The 18,975-nt window shown below is 41.6% G+C and carries 14 protein-coding genes; 3 read left to right on the top strand and 11 right to left on the bottom strand.

The window, feature by feature from the left end; genetic code table 11:
* Positions 1–18 precede the first annotated feature (18 nt).
* The 5 genes from L2764_RS00575 to L2764_RS00555 form a co-directional block, all read right to left on the bottom strand.
* A complete protein-coding gene (locus L2764_RS00575; protein WP_248938294.1) occupies positions 19–3,132 on the bottom strand; it encodes an efflux RND transporter permease subunit in 3,114 nt (1,037 codons plus the stop codon).
* A gap of 2 nt (positions 3,133–3,134) precedes the next feature.
* The gene (locus tag L2764_RS00570) at positions 3,135–4,217 is read right to left on the bottom strand and encodes an efflux RND transporter periplasmic adaptor subunit (protein ID WP_248938293.1); all 1,083 of its coding nucleotides are present in this window, start codon (positions 4,215–4,217) and stop codon (positions 3,135–3,137) included.
* Between the two features lie 427 nt (positions 4,218–4,644).
* A complete protein-coding gene (locus L2764_RS00565; RefSeq protein WP_248938292.1) occupies positions 4,645–5,223 on the bottom strand; it encodes a VWA domain-containing protein in 579 nt (192 codons plus the stop codon).
* Positions 5,224–5,238: 15 nt separating this feature from the next.
* Positions 5,239–5,406: a hypothetical protein gene (locus L2764_RS00560; protein ID WP_248938291.1), complete on the bottom strand. Its 168-nt coding sequence runs from the start codon at positions 5,404–5,406 to the stop codon at positions 5,239–5,241.
* A gap of 172 nt (positions 5,407–5,578) precedes the next feature.
* A complete protein-coding gene (locus L2764_RS00555) occupies positions 5,579–6,910 on the bottom strand; it encodes an MATE family efflux transporter (RefSeq protein WP_248938290.1) in 1,332 nt (443 codons plus the stop codon).
* 225 nt (positions 6,911–7,135) lie between these two features.
* Between L2764_RS00555 and L2764_RS00550 the strand changes: the two genes are divergently transcribed.
* The gene (locus tag L2764_RS00550) at positions 7,136–7,426 is read left to right on the top strand and encodes a co-chaperone GroES (RefSeq protein WP_248938289.1); all 291 of its coding nucleotides are present in this window, start codon (positions 7,136–7,138) and stop codon (positions 7,424–7,426) included.
* A 104-nt stretch (positions 7,427–7,530) separates the two neighbouring features.
* A complete protein-coding gene (groL, locus tag L2764_RS00545; protein ID WP_248938288.1) occupies positions 7,531–9,183 on the top strand; it encodes a chaperonin GroEL in 1,653 nt (550 codons plus the stop codon).
* Positions 9,184–10,596: 1,413 nt separating this feature from the next.
* Here groL and L2764_RS00540 read toward each other — a convergent pair.
* Entirely contained in the window at positions 10,597–11,505 is a 909-nt protein-coding gene (locus L2764_RS00540; RefSeq protein WP_248938287.1) for a LysR family transcriptional regulator, read from the bottom strand.
* 137 nt (positions 11,506–11,642) lie between these two features.
* Between L2764_RS00540 and L2764_RS00535 the strand changes: the two genes are divergently transcribed.
* Positions 11,643–13,661 (top strand): alkyl/aryl-sulfatase, encoded by a 2,019-nt coding sequence (locus tag L2764_RS00535; protein WP_248938285.1) that lies wholly within the window; start codon positions 11,643–11,645, stop codon positions 13,659–13,661.
* A gap of 532 nt (positions 13,662–14,193) precedes the next feature.
* Here the strand turns inward: L2764_RS00535 and L2764_RS00530 are convergent.
* The 5 genes from L2764_RS00530 to gloA form a co-directional block, all read right to left on the bottom strand.
* Entirely contained in the window at positions 14,194–15,246 is a 1,053-nt protein-coding gene (locus L2764_RS00530) for an OmpA family protein (RefSeq protein ID WP_248938284.1), read from the bottom strand.
* Between the two features lie 802 nt (positions 15,247–16,048).
* Positions 16,049–16,666 carry a transposase gene (locus tag L2764_RS28100; RefSeq protein WP_376708359.1) on the bottom strand — a complete coding sequence of 206 codons (618 nt, stop codon included), beginning with the start codon at positions 16,664–16,666 and terminating at the stop codon, positions 16,049–16,051.
* An 18-nt stretch (positions 16,667–16,684) separates the two neighbouring features.
* The gene (locus L2764_RS00525) at positions 16,685–16,918 is read right to left on the bottom strand and encodes a hypothetical protein (RefSeq protein ID WP_248938283.1); all 234 of its coding nucleotides are present in this window, start codon (positions 16,916–16,918) and stop codon (positions 16,685–16,687) included.
* Positions 16,919–17,348: 430 nt separating this feature from the next.
* Positions 17,349–17,561, bottom strand: coding sequence for a hypothetical protein (locus tag L2764_RS00520; protein ID WP_248938282.1), 213 nt, complete (start codon positions 17,559–17,561; stop codon positions 17,349–17,351).
* A 364-nt stretch (positions 17,562–17,925) separates the two neighbouring features.
* Positions 17,926–18,363: a lactoylglutathione lyase gene (gene gloA / locus L2764_RS00515; RefSeq protein ID WP_248938281.1), complete on the bottom strand. Its 438-nt coding sequence runs from the start codon at positions 18,361–18,363 to the stop codon at positions 17,926–17,928.
* Positions 18,364–18,975: the final 612 nt, after the last annotated feature.

Here is an 18,975-nt window from a genome sequence, read left to right as displayed (position 1 = left end):
ACGGTTGAAACAGTGTTGTTATTGCGCCGTGACAGGCTGCTTAATACTGCTTTGTTTGGCTTTTTTATTCGGCATCGATACGCCACAAATATAAGTGTAAGTGACGGGCAGGACGATTAACGTCAATACCGAGGCAAAACCTAATCCGAAGATAATAGTGATGGCCATAGAGCCAAAAAAGGCATCGGTTAATAATGGCAGCATACCTAGCATAGTGGTAATCGCGGCCATCAATACTGGGCGAACACGACTGACGGAAGAGTCAACCACAGCGTAATACGCTTCTTTGCCTTGACTGAGTTCGAGATTAATTTGGTCAACCAACACAATACCATTTTTAATGATCATCCCTGTTAAACTAAGTAGTCCGAGTAACGCCATGAAGCTAAAGGGGGCATCAAATAATAACAGTCCCGATACCACGCCAATTAAGGCCAGCGGCACGGTAAACCAAATGACAATCGGTTGACGGACTGAGTTAAACAGCAATACAGTGATTAAGAACATGGCAAGGTAACCCATAGGGATTGAGCTAAACACTGATTTTTGCGCTTCTGTTGAGGTTTCATATTCGCCGCCCCACTCAAGCTCGTAGCCCACAGGTAGGGGGATGGCTTCAACCTCAGTGCGGATTTTTCTAAAGACCGAGTCGGCCGTCTCATCGCTATCAAGACTGGGGTTAGCCATCACTGAAATGACGCGCTTACGATCGCGGCGCATGATCAGTGGATTCTCCCATTGACTATCAAAGGCTGAGATCACTTGCGTGCCAGGCACAAACATATTGTTTTCACCGCTCCACACTTGGAGTTTCCAAATGCTATCGGCATCGAGTCTTTCTTCATCGGGTGAGCGGGCGATAATGGGCAATAAATGGCTGTTATCACGATAGACACCCACGGTTTTCCCCCCGAAATTGATGAGTAAAGCATTATCAATATCTTGTTTGTTGATCCCCGCTTCTCGTGCTTGGGCAGTCGCGATTTCAGGACGGATCACTAACAGTTGATTGCGCCAATTATGTCTGACACTGTCAGCGCTAGGCTCTGCTTTTAAAATGACTTCAGCTTTGGCAGCAAGCTGGCGCAGAACGATGGGATCTTCGCCGTAAAAACGAGCTTCAATTTTTGCCGCAGGCGCTGGGCCATTTTCTAGATACTTAAAGCTGTATTGTGCTTCAGGAAAGTGTAGACGCAAATCATGGGATACCGCTTTAATATAGGCATATAAATTTGGTAAATCATTCATCTCAATTAAGAGCTGAGCGTAGGCTGGGTAGCCTTTTTCGGGGACATAAGGCAGCACAAAACGTTGAGCGCCCTGGCCTATTACCGTCGTGATGTTGACGACCCCGACGTCTTGTTGATCTTGTTGCTGCTGAATATGTTGCTCTAATTTTGAGACAAAATGTTCAGTCGCATGAATATCGGTGCCTTCTGGCATCCAAACGTCAATAAAAAATATCGGCGTATTTGACGCCGGAAAGAACACATTTTTGATGTGCCCAAATCCAGACATAGACAACACCAGGGCTGCTATCACTACGGCTAAGGTCAATAAGCGAAAACGCATGCAAAAACCAAGCAGTTGGCGATAAAGGTTAAATAACCAACCTTTGTAAGGATCCTCATTACCCGCATCTTCGACTTTGCCGTCTTTAAATAACAGATGACAGAAAAAAGGCGTTAAGGTAATGGCCGTGATCCAACTGATAAAGAGTGAGATCAGTAATACTTGGAATAAAGAGACGCAGAATTCACCGGTCGCCGTATCCGATAAACCAATTGGGGCGAAGGCGATGATAGCGATGAAAGTCGCGCCCAATAAGGGCCATTGGGTTTGATTCACGACACTTTTAGCGGCATCGAGTCGAGTTTGACCGCGTTTAAGCGCGATTAAAATCCCTTCTGTGACCACAATGGCATTATCAACCAGCATGCCTAAGGCAATGATCAATGCCCCTAAGGAAATAATTTGTAGGTCAATATTGAGCATGCTCATCACAATGAAGGTGCCTAAAATGGTGAGCAATAATACCACTCCCATTAGTAAGCCTGAGCGAACGCCCATAAACACCAGCAACACGATAATCACAATGGCCACAGACTCGGCTAAATTGATTAAAAAGCCATTGATGGTTTGATTGACCATCTTGCCTTGATCATAGACTTGATTAAGCTCAATGCCGAAAGGACGTTCACTTTCAAGTTCTGTTAGGCGTTTGGCGACAGCTTGGCCGACATCGACAACATTGACGCCACTCGAGAAAGAAATGCCCATTGATAACGCGCTAGCACCTTGATTGCGGTATAAATTGTTGGGGGTTTCATCATTGGTTTTATAAACCTTGGCAATATCCCCTAGATAAACCAGTTGCTGGCTACCCGGCGCACTCACCAACAAGTGCTCCATTTCATTGATACTGTGAAATTCGCCTGTGGGATGAATACGAATACGATTATCGCCTACACGAATACTGCCGGCGTTAGATACCCCATTTTGATGATTAATTAAACTGTAAATGTAGTCAGGATTAAGTCCCAGAGCATTGAGTTTTTGCTGTGATATTTCCACAACTATTTGTTCGGTGACTTTTCCGGCAATGGTGACTTTTTTCACCCCCGGCACGAGCACCAGTTCGCGTCTGACAAAGTCAGCATAGTTTTGTAATTCTCGGGTGCTAAAGCCTTTACCTGCAATATTGAACAAAATGCCGTAAACATCCCCAAAGTCATCGATGACAGCAGGCGTGGCTACACCGGGTGGTAATTTAGGCACCGTATCACTGATTTTACGTCTGACTTCATCCCAGATCTGCGGTAAGACATTGCTGGGGTAATTCTCTTTTATTTCAATTTGTATTTGCGACATGCCTGCATTATTAATGGAGGTAATGTGTTTAATACTATCGAGTTGTTGCAATGCATCTTCTAAAGGCAAGGTGACTTCTTCTTCAACTTGCTCAGGAGAAGCGCCAGGATAAGCCGTGATCACTAACGCTTGTTTAATGGTAAATTCAGGAAACTCAAGTTGACCTAATTTAAAAAAGGATAAACCGCCACCAATTAACAGAAGTAAGGCGAACATCCAGCTAATAACTCGATGCTGTATAGCATATTGCGCTATGTTCATGACTAAACTCCTCGTTGCCAGCGTAGCGCTTTTACTTTCATATCTTCATTTAAGTGTTGTATGCCTGCAACAACCACTTGCTCACCCAGTTTTATGCCACTGAGGACTTCGATACCATCAGCATGAACCGCGCCAATCGAGATCACACTCGAATGGACCGTTTGAGTGGTGTCATCGAAAATCCACACAATACTGGCATTATCACTATCACGTTTAGCAAGGGCCGTTTGGGGTAATAATATCGGGGCAGTGCTAAGATCGGCTTTGACTAAGTCTAAGGTCAGTTCAGCGCTCATGCCGGGGAAAACATTCAGATCATCGGGCTGTTGCAAACTAAAGGTGACCGTATAGGTTTGACTGCCGGGAGTGATTTCTGTTGAATATTCTTTCAATGTTACTGGGTAGTGACGTTCGGGCTTTGCATTAAAGGTGATTTGCGCATGGCGAGCGCGGGCTTCATCATAATCTTTAATCGATGCGGCTAAGGTTTCAGGCACTTGAATGACCACATCAATGGTGGCGTTCTTTTGTAATGTCAGTACCGCTTGGTTGGCCTGAACAATTTGATGATTATTAATAATACGTTTAGCGATAGTCCCACTAAAAGGCGCATTCAGTTGTGTGTAACTGAGTTGATCTTGGGCATTGGCTAATGCTGCTTTAGTTGATTTTAATTCGGCCTTGGCAGTGTCAAATTCGGCTTGAGAAATGAGCATTTTCTTCAATAGCTGAGTCTTACGTTTAAAGTCAGCACTGATTAAATCATAATTTGCTTCGCGCGTTAATAAGGCGTTATGGGCATCTCTGTCATCAAGTTGAGCCAGTAACTCGCCTTTTTGCACTTCTTGTCCTTCAAGTAAAGGTAAGGCGATAACTTGTCCAGCAATACGAAAACTGAGGTTTGCTTCTTGGTTTGCTTCTATTCTTGCCGGAAAGGTACGATCTTGTCCTTGAGAAAGGCTGTTTATGGTCATTAACTTTACGGGACGAATAGGGTCAATGGCGACAGTGCTGGTGGCGGGTTTACAACCGCTGATGAGAGAGGTTAGTAGCACTAACGTTATACTGCTAAATGAAAGTTTCATCCATGGCTCCTAAATTGTGAGGTAAAGTCTTATTGAAAAAAGACAAAAAAATGTCTTATTCTTATTTTGCCGCAAACTATACCTAAGTGAAGAGTGTTATTCAATCCACATAATCGTTAAGGTTTTTGCTGTGTTATAGAAGGGATGTATATTGTCTAACGAGCCAGATTAAAAGACAAATAAACTTATTAAACAATAAATTAACATACGTATCCTTGCAAGTGAGGCTACGACTTGATTGCGGTGTTCTTGTAACAAAAAAACATCAATAAGCACACATAATATGCAGTGACTTATTGATATTTGATTTAATCATTTTTCAGAACAATATTAGGCCACATGTCGTATGGAATCGATGGGTTAGCGAACCAAGTCTTCTTGGGGCTAGGCCTAATATGTGTCAATCGATTGCTTGCCTTTCATCGAACTATTTACCTTTATCAAACCATGGCTCATTAGGGTTGTCGCCATCACTATCGCTGATTAACTCAATTTCCCCGCCTGTTGCCACGGCGAGTTCTTGAAGAAACTCAAAGGTACTGCTGCGAGTGGATATGACTCCTTTTTTGCCACTGTCTTGCTCAACGGCATCAAGATGTTGGCTAGTAATGCTGACGGTGCCCGTAAAGATGGTTGGATTAAATTCTACAGCAGGTGTTTCTACGACATATTTACTGCGTACTTCATCTTGCCAGTTACTGCCACCACAAGGCGTTGATGGGCTTGAATTTTCATCGCCATCAGTTGAACCATAAACGCGTAATGTTGCGCCGTTATTGGCTTCTCCTGTAAATTGTGCGCGCAGATCATCGGCGGCGCTACACATGGCTTGAGCAAGCGCGGTACTGCCAGAGCAGCCTTCGGCATCGAGGTTGTTCATGGCGGTCATTGCACCGACAAAATCAACGAAACCGCCCGTCACTGACTGCATGTTATTGGCAGAATTAAAGGTGCGCACCTCGATGAGTTGCCCGTTAATATTGACGTTAAAGAAGAAGCGAGACACTTTATCAATCGCTTCTTATTTGGAGTAAGAGCAGCGACTTTGACCGTCGGTACGCGTACTCATCATTGAGCCACTTCTGTCCATGACGAGTACACCGTAAGAAGGCACGGCTGCGGTGGCAGATAATATTGGGAGTGCACTGGCGCTGCACAGGAGTGCCAGAGAGATGAGATTTTTTTTCATTACGAATAATTCCTTTTAAATGTAATCGTCTTCCATAACGACATGTTATTTTTTCCTCAATGTTTGTTGAGGATGAATATAGACTAGTTCAAAAAAGAGACGATACAATAAAACTAAAGTCTATTTATTGATTATTTTTATGGCTTGTATGGGGAACCTTTAAAAGGCGGCGTTAAGGCTCGCAGATTTTAGTGGCGAGAATATAACAGGCTATTCCCATTAAGGCGTTAGTGATAGGCAGGGCTAAAAGCAAGCCTTCTACGCCATAAAGATAAGAGCCCAACGCGGCTAATGGCAGCATAAGGAAAAATAATCGGCATACATTAATCACTAATGAACTCATGGGCCTATGGTAAGCATTTAGGCTGGTCGCCACTAAAATAATGATCCCTAAGAAGCCATAAGCACTAGGAAGAGTTTGAATATAAAAGCTTAACCAAGTAACTACCTGAGGATCTTGACTAAAAAGCATTGCCACAGGGGTGGCGAGTAATATGAGAGGTAAATAAAGTAAGCTTTGAAAAATAAAAATAAATTTAAGCGATAACATTAACGCATGATGGGCGCGCGCGTTTTGTCCTGCACCCAGATTTTGAGCAATAAAAGGCACCAGACTGGATGAAAGCGCCATCACCACAATGAGCATGAGTGACTCGAGTCGAATACCGGCACCAAAAGCGGCCACAGCGAGATGATCTTGTCTGGCAAGCATCGCCATGACTAAGGCATTGGCAATAGGGTTTAATAAATTCATTAAGGTGGCGGGCTGGGCGATGTGGGCTAGTTTTTTCCAGTTTTTTTGATAGCGCTTGAAATCAACTCGAGCGAATTGCAACATTCTTTTTTTGATGATCAGCAGATAACCTGACAGTAAAAAAGCCACTAACCACGCGATCAGAGTCGCAATGGCAGCGCCTTGCATTTCCAGTCGCGGGAAAGGGCCGAGACCAAAAATCAGTAAGGGATCGAGGATCAGGTTGATAATGGCGGCCAGTGACATGATCATCGCTGGAGAGCGAGTGTCACCGGTGGAACGAAGCGCTTGATTGCCGACCATGAGGACAACGAGTAGCGGTGCGCCTAAATACCAAGGCAACATATAATCTTGGATATAAGACAAACTGGCCGGAGTGGCGCCCAATAAGGTAAATAATGGCGTGATCGTTAAACTGCCTAGCAAGGAGACAGCGCAGATTAGTGCACAGGTAATGAGCAAGGTGTCGTGTAAAAAAAGTCTCGCTTGCGGCTGATTATTACTGCCGATTAAACGGCCAAGGTTGGTTGAGATGCCTGCGCCAATCCCGATGCCAATACTCGACACAATCAAGGTGATGGGAAAGGTAAAACTGATGGCGGCGAGGGCGTGAGTGCCTAATTGGCTGATAAAAAAAGTATCAACGAGACTAAATCCCAAAATGGTTAAGATACCAATCAGGTTCCCTAGGCTCATTTTCAATAGCACACGACCAATAGGCTGAGTGAGTAGCCCATGTCTGTCATTCATTCAGAAGTCTGTCAAATCAGGTATTAAAAGCAGATTCTAACAGGATCTATTCAAGTTTAATAAAATCTTGCCAATAAAAATGAATTTTTTTTAAAGCCCCCCTTGGAAGTGCTTAATTTGCCCCCATATATCGTACATAAACGGCATTTTTATGAATGAAAGTGCCCATTACATTTGTTTAAGACCAACAATGAATGTTGGAAAACCTACTAGGAGCATCCATCGATGAATATTCGTCCATTACATGATCGTGTCATAATTAAACGTTCAGAAGTTGAATCAAAGTCAGCTGGCGGTATCGTGCTGACCGGAAGTGCGGCAGAGCAGTCGAGCCGAGGTGAAGTTCTCGCAGTGGGTAATGGCCGTATTCTTGATAATGGTGAAGTAATGTCATTAGACGTGAAAGTGGGTGACATGGTTATTTTTAATGAAGGTTATGGCGTTAAAAAAGAAAAGATTGATGGTGAAGAAGTACTGATCCTTTCTGAATCCGATCTAATGGCGGTAGTGGGCTAATCACCCTCTCATTCATATAGACCAATACCGAACTTAATGATTAAGTCGCTCACCTAATAAGTAGCACTTAAATTAAGCATTAAAGAACTTAAAGGATAATCAAAATGACAGCTAAAGAAGTATTATTTGGTAATGACGCACGCGTAAAAATGTTAAAGGGCGTCAATGTACTGGCCAACGCAGTTAAAGTAACGTTAGGCCCAAAAGGGCGTAATGTCGTGCTGGATAAAAGCTTTGGCGCGCCGTTAATCACTAAAGATGGTGTGACGGTAGCCAAAGAAATCGAACTTGATGATAAGTTTGAAAATATGGGCGCGCAAATGGTGAAAGAAGTTGCTTCTAAAGCCAATGATGCTGCTGGTGATGGCACCACAACCGCGACAGTGTTAGCACAATCTATTGTTACCGAAGGTCTAAAAGCGGTTGCCGCAGGCATGAATCCAATGGATCTTAAGCGTGGTATCGACAAAGCGGTTATTGCTGCGGTAGCTGAATTAAAAATATTATCGCAAGAGTGTGCCGATAACACTGCTATTGCTCAAGTCGGTACGATTTCAGCCAACTCAGATGAGTCAATTGGTGAAATCATCGCCACGGCCATGGAGCGTGTTGGTAAAGAAGGTGTTATCACAGTTGAAGAAGGTCAAGCGTTAGAAAATGAACTGGATGTTGTTGAAGGCATGCAGTTTGATCGCGGTTACCTTTCTCCTTATTTCATCAATAAGCCAGAAACAGGCAGTGTTGAATTAGAAACCCCTTATATTCTACTTGTTGATAAGAAAATTTCTAATATCCGTGAGTTATTACCTATCCTTGAAGGATTAGCGAAAACGGGTAAGCCATTATTGATTGTTGCCGAAGATGTTGAAGGTGAAGCCTTAGCAACATTGGTTGTGAACAACATGCGCGGCATCGTTAAAGTCGCTGCCGTTAAAGCGCCTGGTTTTGGTGATCGTCGTAAAGCTATGCTACAAGATATTGCCATCTTAACGGGCGGTACAGTTATCGCTGAAGAGATTGGTCTAGAACTAGAAAAAGCCACCCTTGAAGACTTAGGGACAGCGAAACGCGTACTGATCACCAAAGATGATACGACTATCATTGATGGTGCCGGTGAGCAAGAGCAAATTCAATCACGCGTGACACAGATTAAACTTCAAGCTGAAGAATCAAGTTCTGATTACGATAAAGAAAAATTGCAAGAGCGTATGGCCAAATTGGCTGGCGGTGTTGCAGTCATCAAAGTCGGTGCAGCGACTGAAGTTGAAATGAAAGAGAAGAAAGCCCGTGTAGAAGATGCATTACACGCGACTCGCGCCGCCGTTGAAGAAGGGGTGGTTTCAGGTGGTGGTGTTGCATTGATCCGCGCTGCCAGTAAGATTGGTGAGCTTGACGTGATTAATGAAGATCAAAAGCACGGTATTGTTATTGCCCTTCGCGCCATGGAAGCACCGCTTCGTCAAATCGCCTCTAATGCGGGTGAAGAAGCCTCTGTTGTCGCGAACAATGTGAAAAACGGCAGCGGTAACTATGGTTACAATGCCGGTAACGATACTTATGGTGACATGCTAGAAATGGGTATTCTTGACCCAACTAAAGTGACCCGTAGTGCATTACAGTTTGCGGCATCGGTTGCAGGCTTAATGATCACCACCGAAGCTATGGTGGCTGAAGTGGCTCAAGATGCACCTGCTGCTCCAGATATGGGCGGCATGGGTGGCATGGGCGGTATGGGTGGCATGGGCGGTATGATGTAATTATACCTAAGCCTATGATGATTTAGCGCTTATGCTATTCACTAAGCGAGTTAAGGGTTAAATTTTCCAACTTAGCTTCATCAAAAACCTCAGTGTCTTGCGCGAGTATTAGCAAAAGGACTGAGGTTTTTTTGTATCTGATTTTTGGTGGGTTATTGATAACACTCACCTGCGGTGAAGATAATGTCGTGAGTGCCCACTCCCTCTTGTAATAGAGAGTGGGGTAAAGAGGACTGCTCGTCCTTATCGATATCCTTATCTAAAAGCCAGTTAGACGTCGATATAAACGGATTTATGAATGCCGTGATAACAAGGATGCTAAGGAACGGCCCGATCTCTCGCTCAGAACGTTTTACACTGTAAAACTTCGCCCTCTAATAATCTCCCTGCGTGCGTAAGCTTTAAATGAAAGCGGGTAACATTCCTATGTGAAATTGTCATCTTTAAGTGTATTTGATTAATTTACTTCAGAGTGACTTATCGCTTGCAGCGGGCTAAGGTCGTGGATCCCCATCCACACTAGGCCAAAAGGGGATCGACAGCAATCCCCTCTTGGATCACCTTTGCTGCCCCAGACGAAGTTAAACACCTCACTATTTTATTCACAGTCTCGCTATCGCCTCATATTCGTCGTCCTGACTCAACTAAGGCTATCTCGACGTGATGTGAAAGGATTCACAAATGCGGTGATAACATGGATGTTAAGGAGCCGCCCGTGCCTCTCTCACGCTATTTTTGATTGAATGATCTCAGCCACTTCGATGGGGTAATAAGTATTGTAATCCGTCAGTGTGTTTGGATTACATTGGTTCAATTGTATTGATTGCCTGCCGCAGGTTAAGATCGTGGAGCCCCATCCACATTATAGGGTTATTATCAACTAGCGTTTAACTATTCAGATACTGGCTAGAGTTTCTCAACTTGTAACCTTTTTTGTATTTATTGCCTTCCGCAGGCTGATGGGAAAATACGTTATTGAGACGCTATTATAGCTTCTTTTTGAATTCTACTTTTATCATTTTCCTCGATTAGTGTTTAACCATCATTAGGGCCTCAGCTTGAAATAGGGCCCTTTTTCTGATGACAGAGATTTCAGTGATATTCCTGATATGGTAGGAATTGATATGAGTGACTTATATTAGAAGTCCCATTCAGAAAGCTCTGTTGCAACTGCGCAAAGCGGTGTAGTAATTCGCGCGTTATGGTTATTACTGTCTCGTGTCAAACAACGGTCATCTCCATCGAAGTATTCATGGCTTAAGTATCCAGTATTGCTATTGTATGAAAATTAACTAAGCCACCCATTGTTAAATTTAAAAGAAAAGAGAGTTGTCAATTTCACTTGAACATCCTTGCTCGTGAGTTGTCTGCTTTTTTAGATTAAGAAAAAGTAACAAGTGCAGATTAGTATTATTAGGCCTCACTATCTTGAATAAAATAAGATTTCAATTTCTCTCTTAACCAGATATTAGAGGGGCTTTTACGTTCTCGATTATGAGCAATCATTCGATAAAAAACAGGCAGGGTGTTAAATGGGCTGTTAATGACCTGAATCCTCATATTATCCGCATGTAGTTTTGCGGTACTCACAGGCATAACTGCAATGGAATTCGTCGTTGAAACCATTGCCATTTGTGACATAAGAGAGGTACATTCTGCGGCTATATTTCTATCTTCAATAGCTTCTTCTGTAAAATAATCGATGAGATAGGTATTTTCTCGGCGCAGCTTTAAGGTGATGTGTTTTTCTTTGTAATACTGCTCCCTCGATATGTGATCTGAAATACGAGGATGACCTTTTCTTGCTATCACACAAATGTCTTCCTTTAGAAATTCTTCTGAAAACAAGGAAGGTCGATAATTACTGGAATATTCAATAGCCAGATCAGCTTGGCTACGACTTAGATCATCTGCCAATTGTTGATCATCTGTAGATGTAGATTGAAGTTCTATCTTAATGTTACCCAAGCTATCGTCTGTTTCAATTTTTGGAGCCAATAACAGCATTGCTGGCTCAGATGCGTAAACCACAAACGTTCTTGAAGACTCAATGCTAAAGGTTTTTAAGTTTTCGATTGCATTATTAAGTTGAATAAGAGCGGGCTCCACAGTGCGGATCAACTCTTTTGCTTGGGTGGTAGGGACTATTCCTCTACCTGAGCGGACAAATAACTCTACGCCTACCTGCTGCTGCAACCTTTTCAGTAGACCACTCACACCGGGCTGAGTTAACCCCATCTCTTCTGCTGCAAGCGTTATAGAACAATGTCTGTAAACAGCGATAAATACTGTTAATAGGTTTAAATCTAATTTATTCAACATGTGAACACCAGTCTAACTTCATTAGATAATACATAGCAACTTGTTATGTATTATATACGAAATTGATTATTTATTCGTATATTTTCACGTGGTAATTTCAACTCAAGAATTGAAAAACACAATTTTGGAGGCTCAAAATGAACAAGATTTTCACACCATTGACTGTTTCTCTTGCAATCCTAATGTCTTTCGGCGCACATGCTGATTACACATCACTAGAGAACTACGAGGGGCTGCCAGCGACAAAGCATACCGTTAAAGCCAATGCAGAAGTGGCAAAAAATCTACCATGGGCTGATAGGGCTGCATTTGAACGCACTTCTCAAGGACTCATTGCAGCATTTGACGATCATGATGCGGGTGAGTTAAAGAATCGATTTGATTACATGAATGGCCAAACGCCTGAGAAATACCCATCTTCTGTAAACCCTTCACTGTGGCGTCAAGGCCTACTTAACTATGCGGCAGGGGGTCTGTACGAAGTCACTGATGGCGTCTATCAGATCCGTGGTGCTGACCTTTCAAACATGACCATCTATCGTACTGAAAATGGTTATGTTATTCATGACCCACTTCTTTCTGATGTTGCAGCCGCAGCCGCTTGGAATTTTGCGAAAAAACATCTTCCTGCCATTAATGATAAGCACAAAATCACTGGTATGATTTACTCTCACATGCACGCAGATCATTTTGGAGGCTCTAGAGCCATTATTGATTCTGGTGACTTTGCCGATAATGCTGAAATTTACGCACCCAAGGACTTCCTGAAAGAACTTGCTGATGAAAATATTATTGCTGGTACCGCAATGGGACGTCGTGCTGGTTACCAGTACGGCATGAATCTTGAAAATAGTACTAAAGGTATCGTTGATAACGCTCTTGGTCTTGGCACTTCCCGTGGTACGGTAACCTTAGTCGCACCAACGGTGGAAATTAAAGAGCGCGAAAAAGTTGTGACCATCGACGGTCTAGACTTCCACATGATTAACATGCCTGGTGCCGAAGCACCTGCTGAGGTAGTAATGTATGTACCTAAGTATCGAAGCTTAAATACAGCAGAGCTTACTTACGATGGTATGCACAATATCTATACCTTTCGTGGCGCGAAAGTGCGTGACTCCCTGATCTGGACTAAGTATCTAACGGAAATGAAGATGCGTTTCATTGATAGCGGCCTTGTCGATAATATTCACTCCGCTCACTCTGCACCTGTTTGGAATGATCCTAACACGAGTGAAAATGAAATCTCTGATTACATCACACTACAGCGTGACAACTATGGCTTTATCCACAACCAAGCGATGAGATTGGCTAACCACGGTGTCAGTATCAATGATGTTGGTCGTGAAATTGAAAAACTCGTTCCTCAGGCACAATTAGATACATGGCATACTAACGGTTACCATGGTTCATATAACCACAATGCGCGTGCAGTTGTGAATTTATATCTTGGCTACCATGATCTTAATCCTGTCAACACGAACCCATTACAAACTAAAGATAAGTCATGTGTTTATGTCGAAGCTTCTGGTGTAGAAACACTTTACAAAGCGGGTATGTCGCACTTTAAGGATGGTGAGTATCAAGCAGCATCACAGCTATTCAATAACTTAGTTCAATGTGATCCCAATAACGTTGAATACCGTAATGCACTAGCCAATAGTTTTGAACAGCAGGGGTATCAATCCGAAACAATGGCTTGGCGTAATAGCTATCTACAAGGTGCTGTAGAGCTACGTACAGGCAAGATTGAGCCAACAATTAAAATGGCATCTTCTGATGTTATTGCGAATACTCCAACAGGTATGTTCCTCGACTTCATGGCTGTTAGGTTAAATGCTGAAAAAGCAGAGGCTACAAACCTAGATTTTAACTTTGCAGTCTCTCACCCGGACTTAGGCGAGCAATACTATGGCGAGGTATCCAATGCTAACATGTCAAACATCGCTGTAGACAAGTTGCCTATTGTTGATGTTGAGTTAGTCATCGATAAAACAGACTTCACTAAGATTATTCTTAAAGAAGTTGAGCTAAAAGAGTTGCTTAATTCTGGTCAAGCTCAAGTTAAGGGGGATGCAGATTTATTAAGTAAACTTGTAGACGGACTCGATACCTTTGATGGCCTATTTGAAATCCTGCCAATGCCAACTCAATAGCACTTAGTCTGACGTTAAAGGCAAGCGTTAAATCGCTTGCCTTTTGTCTATTTAATCAGAGCAATCAACTAAGCCGCCCATTGTTAAATTTACATTGTTACCTTCTGTTTTCCTGAAGTTGGGCTGTATGATGCTGTACGTATTCAAGATAATTCGTGAACAAATGCATGTGAGTCAAACACTGGCCTAAACAAGAAGTGCCGCTTACTTCAATACGAGTCCATCGACCATTCGGCAGTGGGAGCAAGGCAGTAAAAAACCGCGTGGCACTTCACTCAAGTTACTCAATCTTGTTGCTAATAAGGGACTCGAAGTACTGGCTTAGCAGACATTGATTTGTTGATAAAAAAACAAGGAAGCCATTCATTGTTAAATGCTGTAAACCTACTTTTACGTAAGATTTTGTGCGATTAAAGGTTGTGAAATCCCACTCTCTATTATAAAAAGTGGGAAAATAAGGGGAGGGGGACTCAACGATATTCCCAGTTAATCGCTCAGGTCCTTATTTATGTCAATTATGTCATTAAAAATATTACGGGGTGGGTGACGTTATTGTTATTTCCGCTTCAATTCGACGATTAACCTCATTTGCAGCGGCCGAATGACCTTTAATGAGTGGCTGAGTGAACCCATAGCCTTTTGAGGTAATTCTAGAAGGGTCAATATTAAACTTCAAAATTAACAGTGCCTCAACGGCCTGAGCGCGGCGTGTTGATAGTGACAGATTATATTTCGCCGAGCCAATATTAGAAGCATGACCCGATATCGTGACTTTGCTATTCGGGTATGCTTTCATAAAATCAGCCACTTTTTTAATGTCTTGATAAGCGGCTTCATTAATGACTGTGGAGTCATGATCAAACTTTGAATCAATATCAAATCGATAAGGAGTATCAATGAGGGGGACTTTATCTGCAACAATCGTATCTACCTTGGTCACTATCGCTGTGCTCGTAGGTAGACTTTTTGCCTTGCTGCCAAAGCGATAACTCAGTTTAATGCCCCAGTAATTGTTTTCCAGATCGTAGAAATTGTTTTGAGTAGGGTTCAAATCTTGATAATGTCGATATAAAACGGAGAGCATGACGTTGTCAGTAACATTAAAACCAACACCTGCGCCAATATAAGGAGTGTAATCGGTATGATGCCCTGTCTCGCTATCACCAAAAACATCACCCCATTGATTGGTGATCTTCGAAGTGTAACGCATCGCCCCGACTTCGGCATTAAGATTCCAGCGTTCGGCGAAAGGGTAATAACCGACTAGGCCTAATGTGGTACCTTTAGTATCGATAGAGCCGTAATCATTGACTTCGCCGTTGAAATTTGTCCAATTGGCTTTGCTTAAGTCTCGATAACCCAGTTCGATACCAATATATTGGTTGAACATAAAACCTGTGAACAACTCCCATCCATAAGGGGTATTGTCATCACAAGATGTTGTTACACTCTTGGCACATTGGTTCTGATAATCATTGATGCCAAGACCTGCCCCGACATACCAAGGACTTAATTCACTGTCTGCAGATGCTGCAAATGAAATGAATGATGTTAGTAATGTCGCTAGTAATATTTTATTTTTCATACAACCCTTATTATTTTTTTATTAGAATTTAATTCGCCAGATAATCTAAATAAATAGGTGATGAGATAAAATCAGGTATTATACTTAAGTGCTATATGACATTGTTACTTTCCGAGGCAATGTCATACCACTAATCTTCACTCAATAGTGGATTCTGCATTCGACGGCGATACATTATAAAGACTTAATAAACAATTTGTTGAGTGGTGGTAAAGTTTGGAAGTAGCTTGACTAAATAGTGATAGTTTACACACAACTTTTGCATTTAAAATGGAATGATTTATTACGGTCATGTTATCCATACTTTTGAATTTTTAGTGAAATAGTAGAGTATGAAATTGATTAAAAAAATCGATTAAGTTACACGCGGTTAAATCTTTTTGGTCATGTGTTATGTGTTTGGTTAGCGAGCAATAGGATCATCAAGGAGTGATGGCAATATTTGTCAGAGAGTCATTAAGTAACTCCGAGATGACAATCGGGGTTTATGTTTAACTGGATTTGAGTGATATTCAATGGGCTAAAAGAGGGTTAAAGTAACATTTGAAGAGCTACGTCAGGCGGCATAGGCGAGTGTTGCACTTGCGGGTTGAATTCGCCAAAGGGTCAAGTCACTTGCTTCGCAATACTGTTTTCCACTAGAGTATTAACCCAAAAGATATTCATCGCAATATCATTTATGATCGAAGCCTACAAGAAAGTCTATAAATAATAAAAACGTTTTTAGTCCAATGGGTTGCATGCACATAATCCCATGTAGTATCAGTCATAAAGATGATCCCTGTACACGACATTTTCTTGTTCACCATATGAACAGCTCAATCTTTTTGGGCTGAATCGGTCTTGGGATGAGTAAATTCAAACAACGGTTAATGGTTTTTATAACACGGCATGAGCCGATGGATATTTGCTGCAATAAATCTAATCCGTGTCGAAATAAGCTCTTTTCGAGCCTCCCGTGTTTTTTCGTTTTGACCCCATCGCCTTGTTCTCGGCGCCATTCCCCCATTTTGTGAGCCCAACAGTATGCAATTGATAGAACAGCAATCATTTTACTCACTCGTTCTCGCTCAGTAATTCGGGTGTCCTCAAAATTAAATCCACGCCCTTTTAAGCATTCAAATAATGTTTCAATTTCCCAGCACTTCAAATAAACGTTAACACTATCAGGTAACAAATGGTTTGTAGCGATAATAAGCAATTCTCCATCTAACAAACGTTTAGCGGCTAAATAAACCTTTTTATTCCAGAGGATGCGGGCCCCTGCTAAGGATTGTGTTTGACCTGCTTTTAAATGAAAAAATAACCCATGAATATCAACTTCTAATCCTCGGCTATTGGTCGTGATTTCATTCTTCTTGAGCCTGATAATAAAAGGGAGCGCTTCCTCGTTAATCCAACCGAACCAATCGCCACCAATAAACTATCTGTCTGCAAGTCAACCTTTGATCCGCTCTTTACCAAAAATACTCATGAATCGACTGACAAGCTCAATGCGCTCCGCAGTATTTGAATTCCCTTTTTTATTGAGCATTGACCAGCACACTGGGATAGCTCTTCCTTTGTAACATATACCAAGCATCAGTATGTTGATGTTTAAATTGCCATATTTCCAGTTTGTTCTATCCATGGTTAAGTACCAATGGGCTTTTTCATTGAAAAAGAGTCCCACAATAAATCTTGCTAATTCATCGTAGCAAAAGTTGTATGATGAAAAAAACGTTGGAGTCTACGATAATTTGATTCAGGTTTTGCAGTATCCCTCATTGCATTGGCAATTTGTTTTAGGTTGACCGTCCTTACTGCAAACAGTGACATCAAGAAATGAGATAATAAGGTGATCCTAGGCTTGTTCCAAGATAAAGAAGTATTTAAAATAGATGACAACTTGCTGATAGATTTTATAATTGTTTTTTAGTAAAAATATTATAACCAAATTAAGTATATGTATCAGTAGGTTACTTTAATTCTGTTTGGTCGTGTACAGGGAAAGATGATTTATATGAGTACGCTCTAGTTATACAGCTATGGGTGATGGGAAATATGCATAACATCACCATTCAAATGAACCTATACAATCTAATACTCCCTAAATAGACCTATTAACCTCCAACTTCAATAAATCCTTCACACTCTGGGCATTCAAAAAGATCGGCATGAATATTGTTATCTCTATCATGATTTAAGTATTGCATAGCAACATTTTTGTTTTTACGTATGAAACATGCAGAATTAACTGAGCCACCCATTGTTAAATTTAAAAGGGGATTATCAACTTCATTAGGATATCCTCGTTTCGATACACTAAAAAACATTGGTGGACTTTCATTAATCCCTTTTAAAGCAGGGTCATGGATGTGTAAACCATACGTGAATTTGACGTCGCAGCTATTAAGTCTATTCGTGAACAAACCTATGTGAGTAAAACACTTACTTAAACAAGAAGTGCCGCTTACCTAAATACGAGTCCATCGACCATTCGGCAGTGGGAGCAAGGCAGTAAAAAACCTCGTGGCAGGTCATTAAAACTACTCAATCTGGTGGCGAACAAAGGCCTTGAAGTTCTGATTTAGCCGACATTGACAATCAGCATTTTGATGTATAATAAACCCCAATTTTTTTAACGCTGTGAACTCACATGTTATTGAGTTAAACTAACATGTGAGATGCTTTTAGAGCCTACCAGCTACCTGTGTTCTCCATAGATTGCCAAGGTTCACTGAAAGGAAGCGCTTCACCTTTTTGCAGTAATTCAATTGAAATACCATCCGGTGATCGGATAAAGGCCATATGGCCATCTCGTGGAGGGCGGTTAATGGCAATGCCATTATCAAGTAATTTTTGACAAGTCTCGTAGATATTGTCGACACAAAAAGCAAGATGGCCAAAGTTCCGCCCGCTCCCATAGTCTTCTGTATCCCAGTTATAGGTTAATTCAATTAACGGTGCTTGGGTTGTTGCTTGTTCCCGATCTTCTGGAGCGGCAAGAAAGATCAGAGTAAAACGGCCTTTTTCATTGTCTATTCTGCGTACTTCCATTAATCCTAGTTGGTCACAATAAAATACAAGTGATTGCGTTAAGTCTTTAACACGCACCATAGTGTGTAGATATCGCATATTGACTCCATTTAATCGGCAGCGGTTGGATTATGTTTGGTTATCCCATTAGTGCTTTAGGCTAACATTTTTTGTATCGCTTGCTGAGTTGTTTTCAATGAATGATTTTTATACCTTGTAGATGTATTGTTAAGATGACGATGACAGCCAGATTGTGATTACTGTTACTATAGCTAATCTTTATCATTTAAGAGTACTGCATTGGGACGGGGATTAGAAAAGTTTTGATTAAAGGTGATGCTAATGGCCTTTGTTGTTCCTGACAACAGTAAGGCATTTCCCATATCCTTATTGGTACTGCTAATTATTGGTAAGGAAAACCATAGAGGCAGTCGTTAAGCTTCTTCTCGCTGACTTTAACCCCATGCTAATCTGGCATTTCCGAGTCTCTCCCATAATCAATGTGGTAAAGCTAAAACATGATTAAGAGCGAGCGCCAAAATAGTACACAAGTACTATCTATTATTAAAAGTATATTCATTAGTTTAGGTCAATATCATACTTAAGACCCACTCATTATTTAATTCATGCTATTACACTATATAAAATACTTACTAATTAAATTGCACTAATGGGGCTCTTGGCTCATTAGTGTGGTGTGTCGTGCGAAGG

This window comes from Shewanella surugensis, assembly GCF_023284005.1.
In the GTDB taxonomy this organism is placed as follows: Bacteria; Pseudomonadota; Gammaproteobacteria; order Enterobacterales; family Shewanellaceae; genus Shewanella; species Shewanella surugensis.
Note: the sequence above shows the minus strand (reverse complement) of the source record. Positions and strands in the feature narration are given on the sequence as shown.

Excerpts from the sequence above, each read along its gene's own strand:
- L2764_RS00575 (WP_248938294.1), bottom strand. The coding sequence starts at position 3,132 with ATGAACATAGCGCAATATGCTATACAGCATCGAGTTATTAGCTGGATG.
- L2764_RS00570 (WP_248938293.1), bottom strand. The coding sequence starts at position 4,217 with ATGAAACTTTCATTTAGCAGTATAACGTTAGTGCTACTAACCTCTCTC.
- L2764_RS00560 (WP_248938291.1), bottom strand. The coding sequence starts at position 5,406 with ATGAAAAAAAATCTCATCTCTCTGGCACTCCTGTGCAGCGCCAGTGCA.
- L2764_RS00555 (WP_248938290.1), bottom strand. The coding sequence starts at position 6,910 with ATGAATGACAGACATGGGCTACTCACTCAGCCTATTGGTCGTGTGCTA.
- L2764_RS00550 (WP_248938289.1), top strand. The coding sequence starts at position 7,136 with ATGAATATTCGTCCATTACATGATCGTGTCATAATTAAACGTTCAGAA.
- groL (WP_248938288.1), top strand. The coding sequence starts at position 7,531 with ATGACAGCTAAAGAAGTATTATTTGGTAATGACGCACGCGTAAAAATG.
- L2764_RS00540 (WP_248938287.1), bottom strand. The coding sequence starts at position 11,505 with ATGTTGAATAAATTAGATTTAAACCTATTAACAGTATTTATCGCTGTT.
- L2764_RS00535 (WP_248938285.1), top strand. The coding sequence starts at position 11,643 with ATGAACAAGATTTTCACACCATTGACTGTTTCTCTTGCAATCCTAATG.
- L2764_RS00530 (WP_248938284.1), bottom strand. The coding sequence starts at position 15,246 with ATGAAAAATAAAATATTACTAGCGACATTACTAACATCATTCATTTCA.
- L2764_RS00520 (WP_248938282.1), bottom strand. The coding sequence starts at position 17,561 with ATGTTTTTTAGTGTATCGAAACGAGGATATCCTAATGAAGTTGATAAT.
- gloA (WP_248938281.1), bottom strand. The coding sequence starts at position 18,363 with ATGCGATATCTACACACTATGGTGCGTGTTAAAGACTTAACGCAATCA.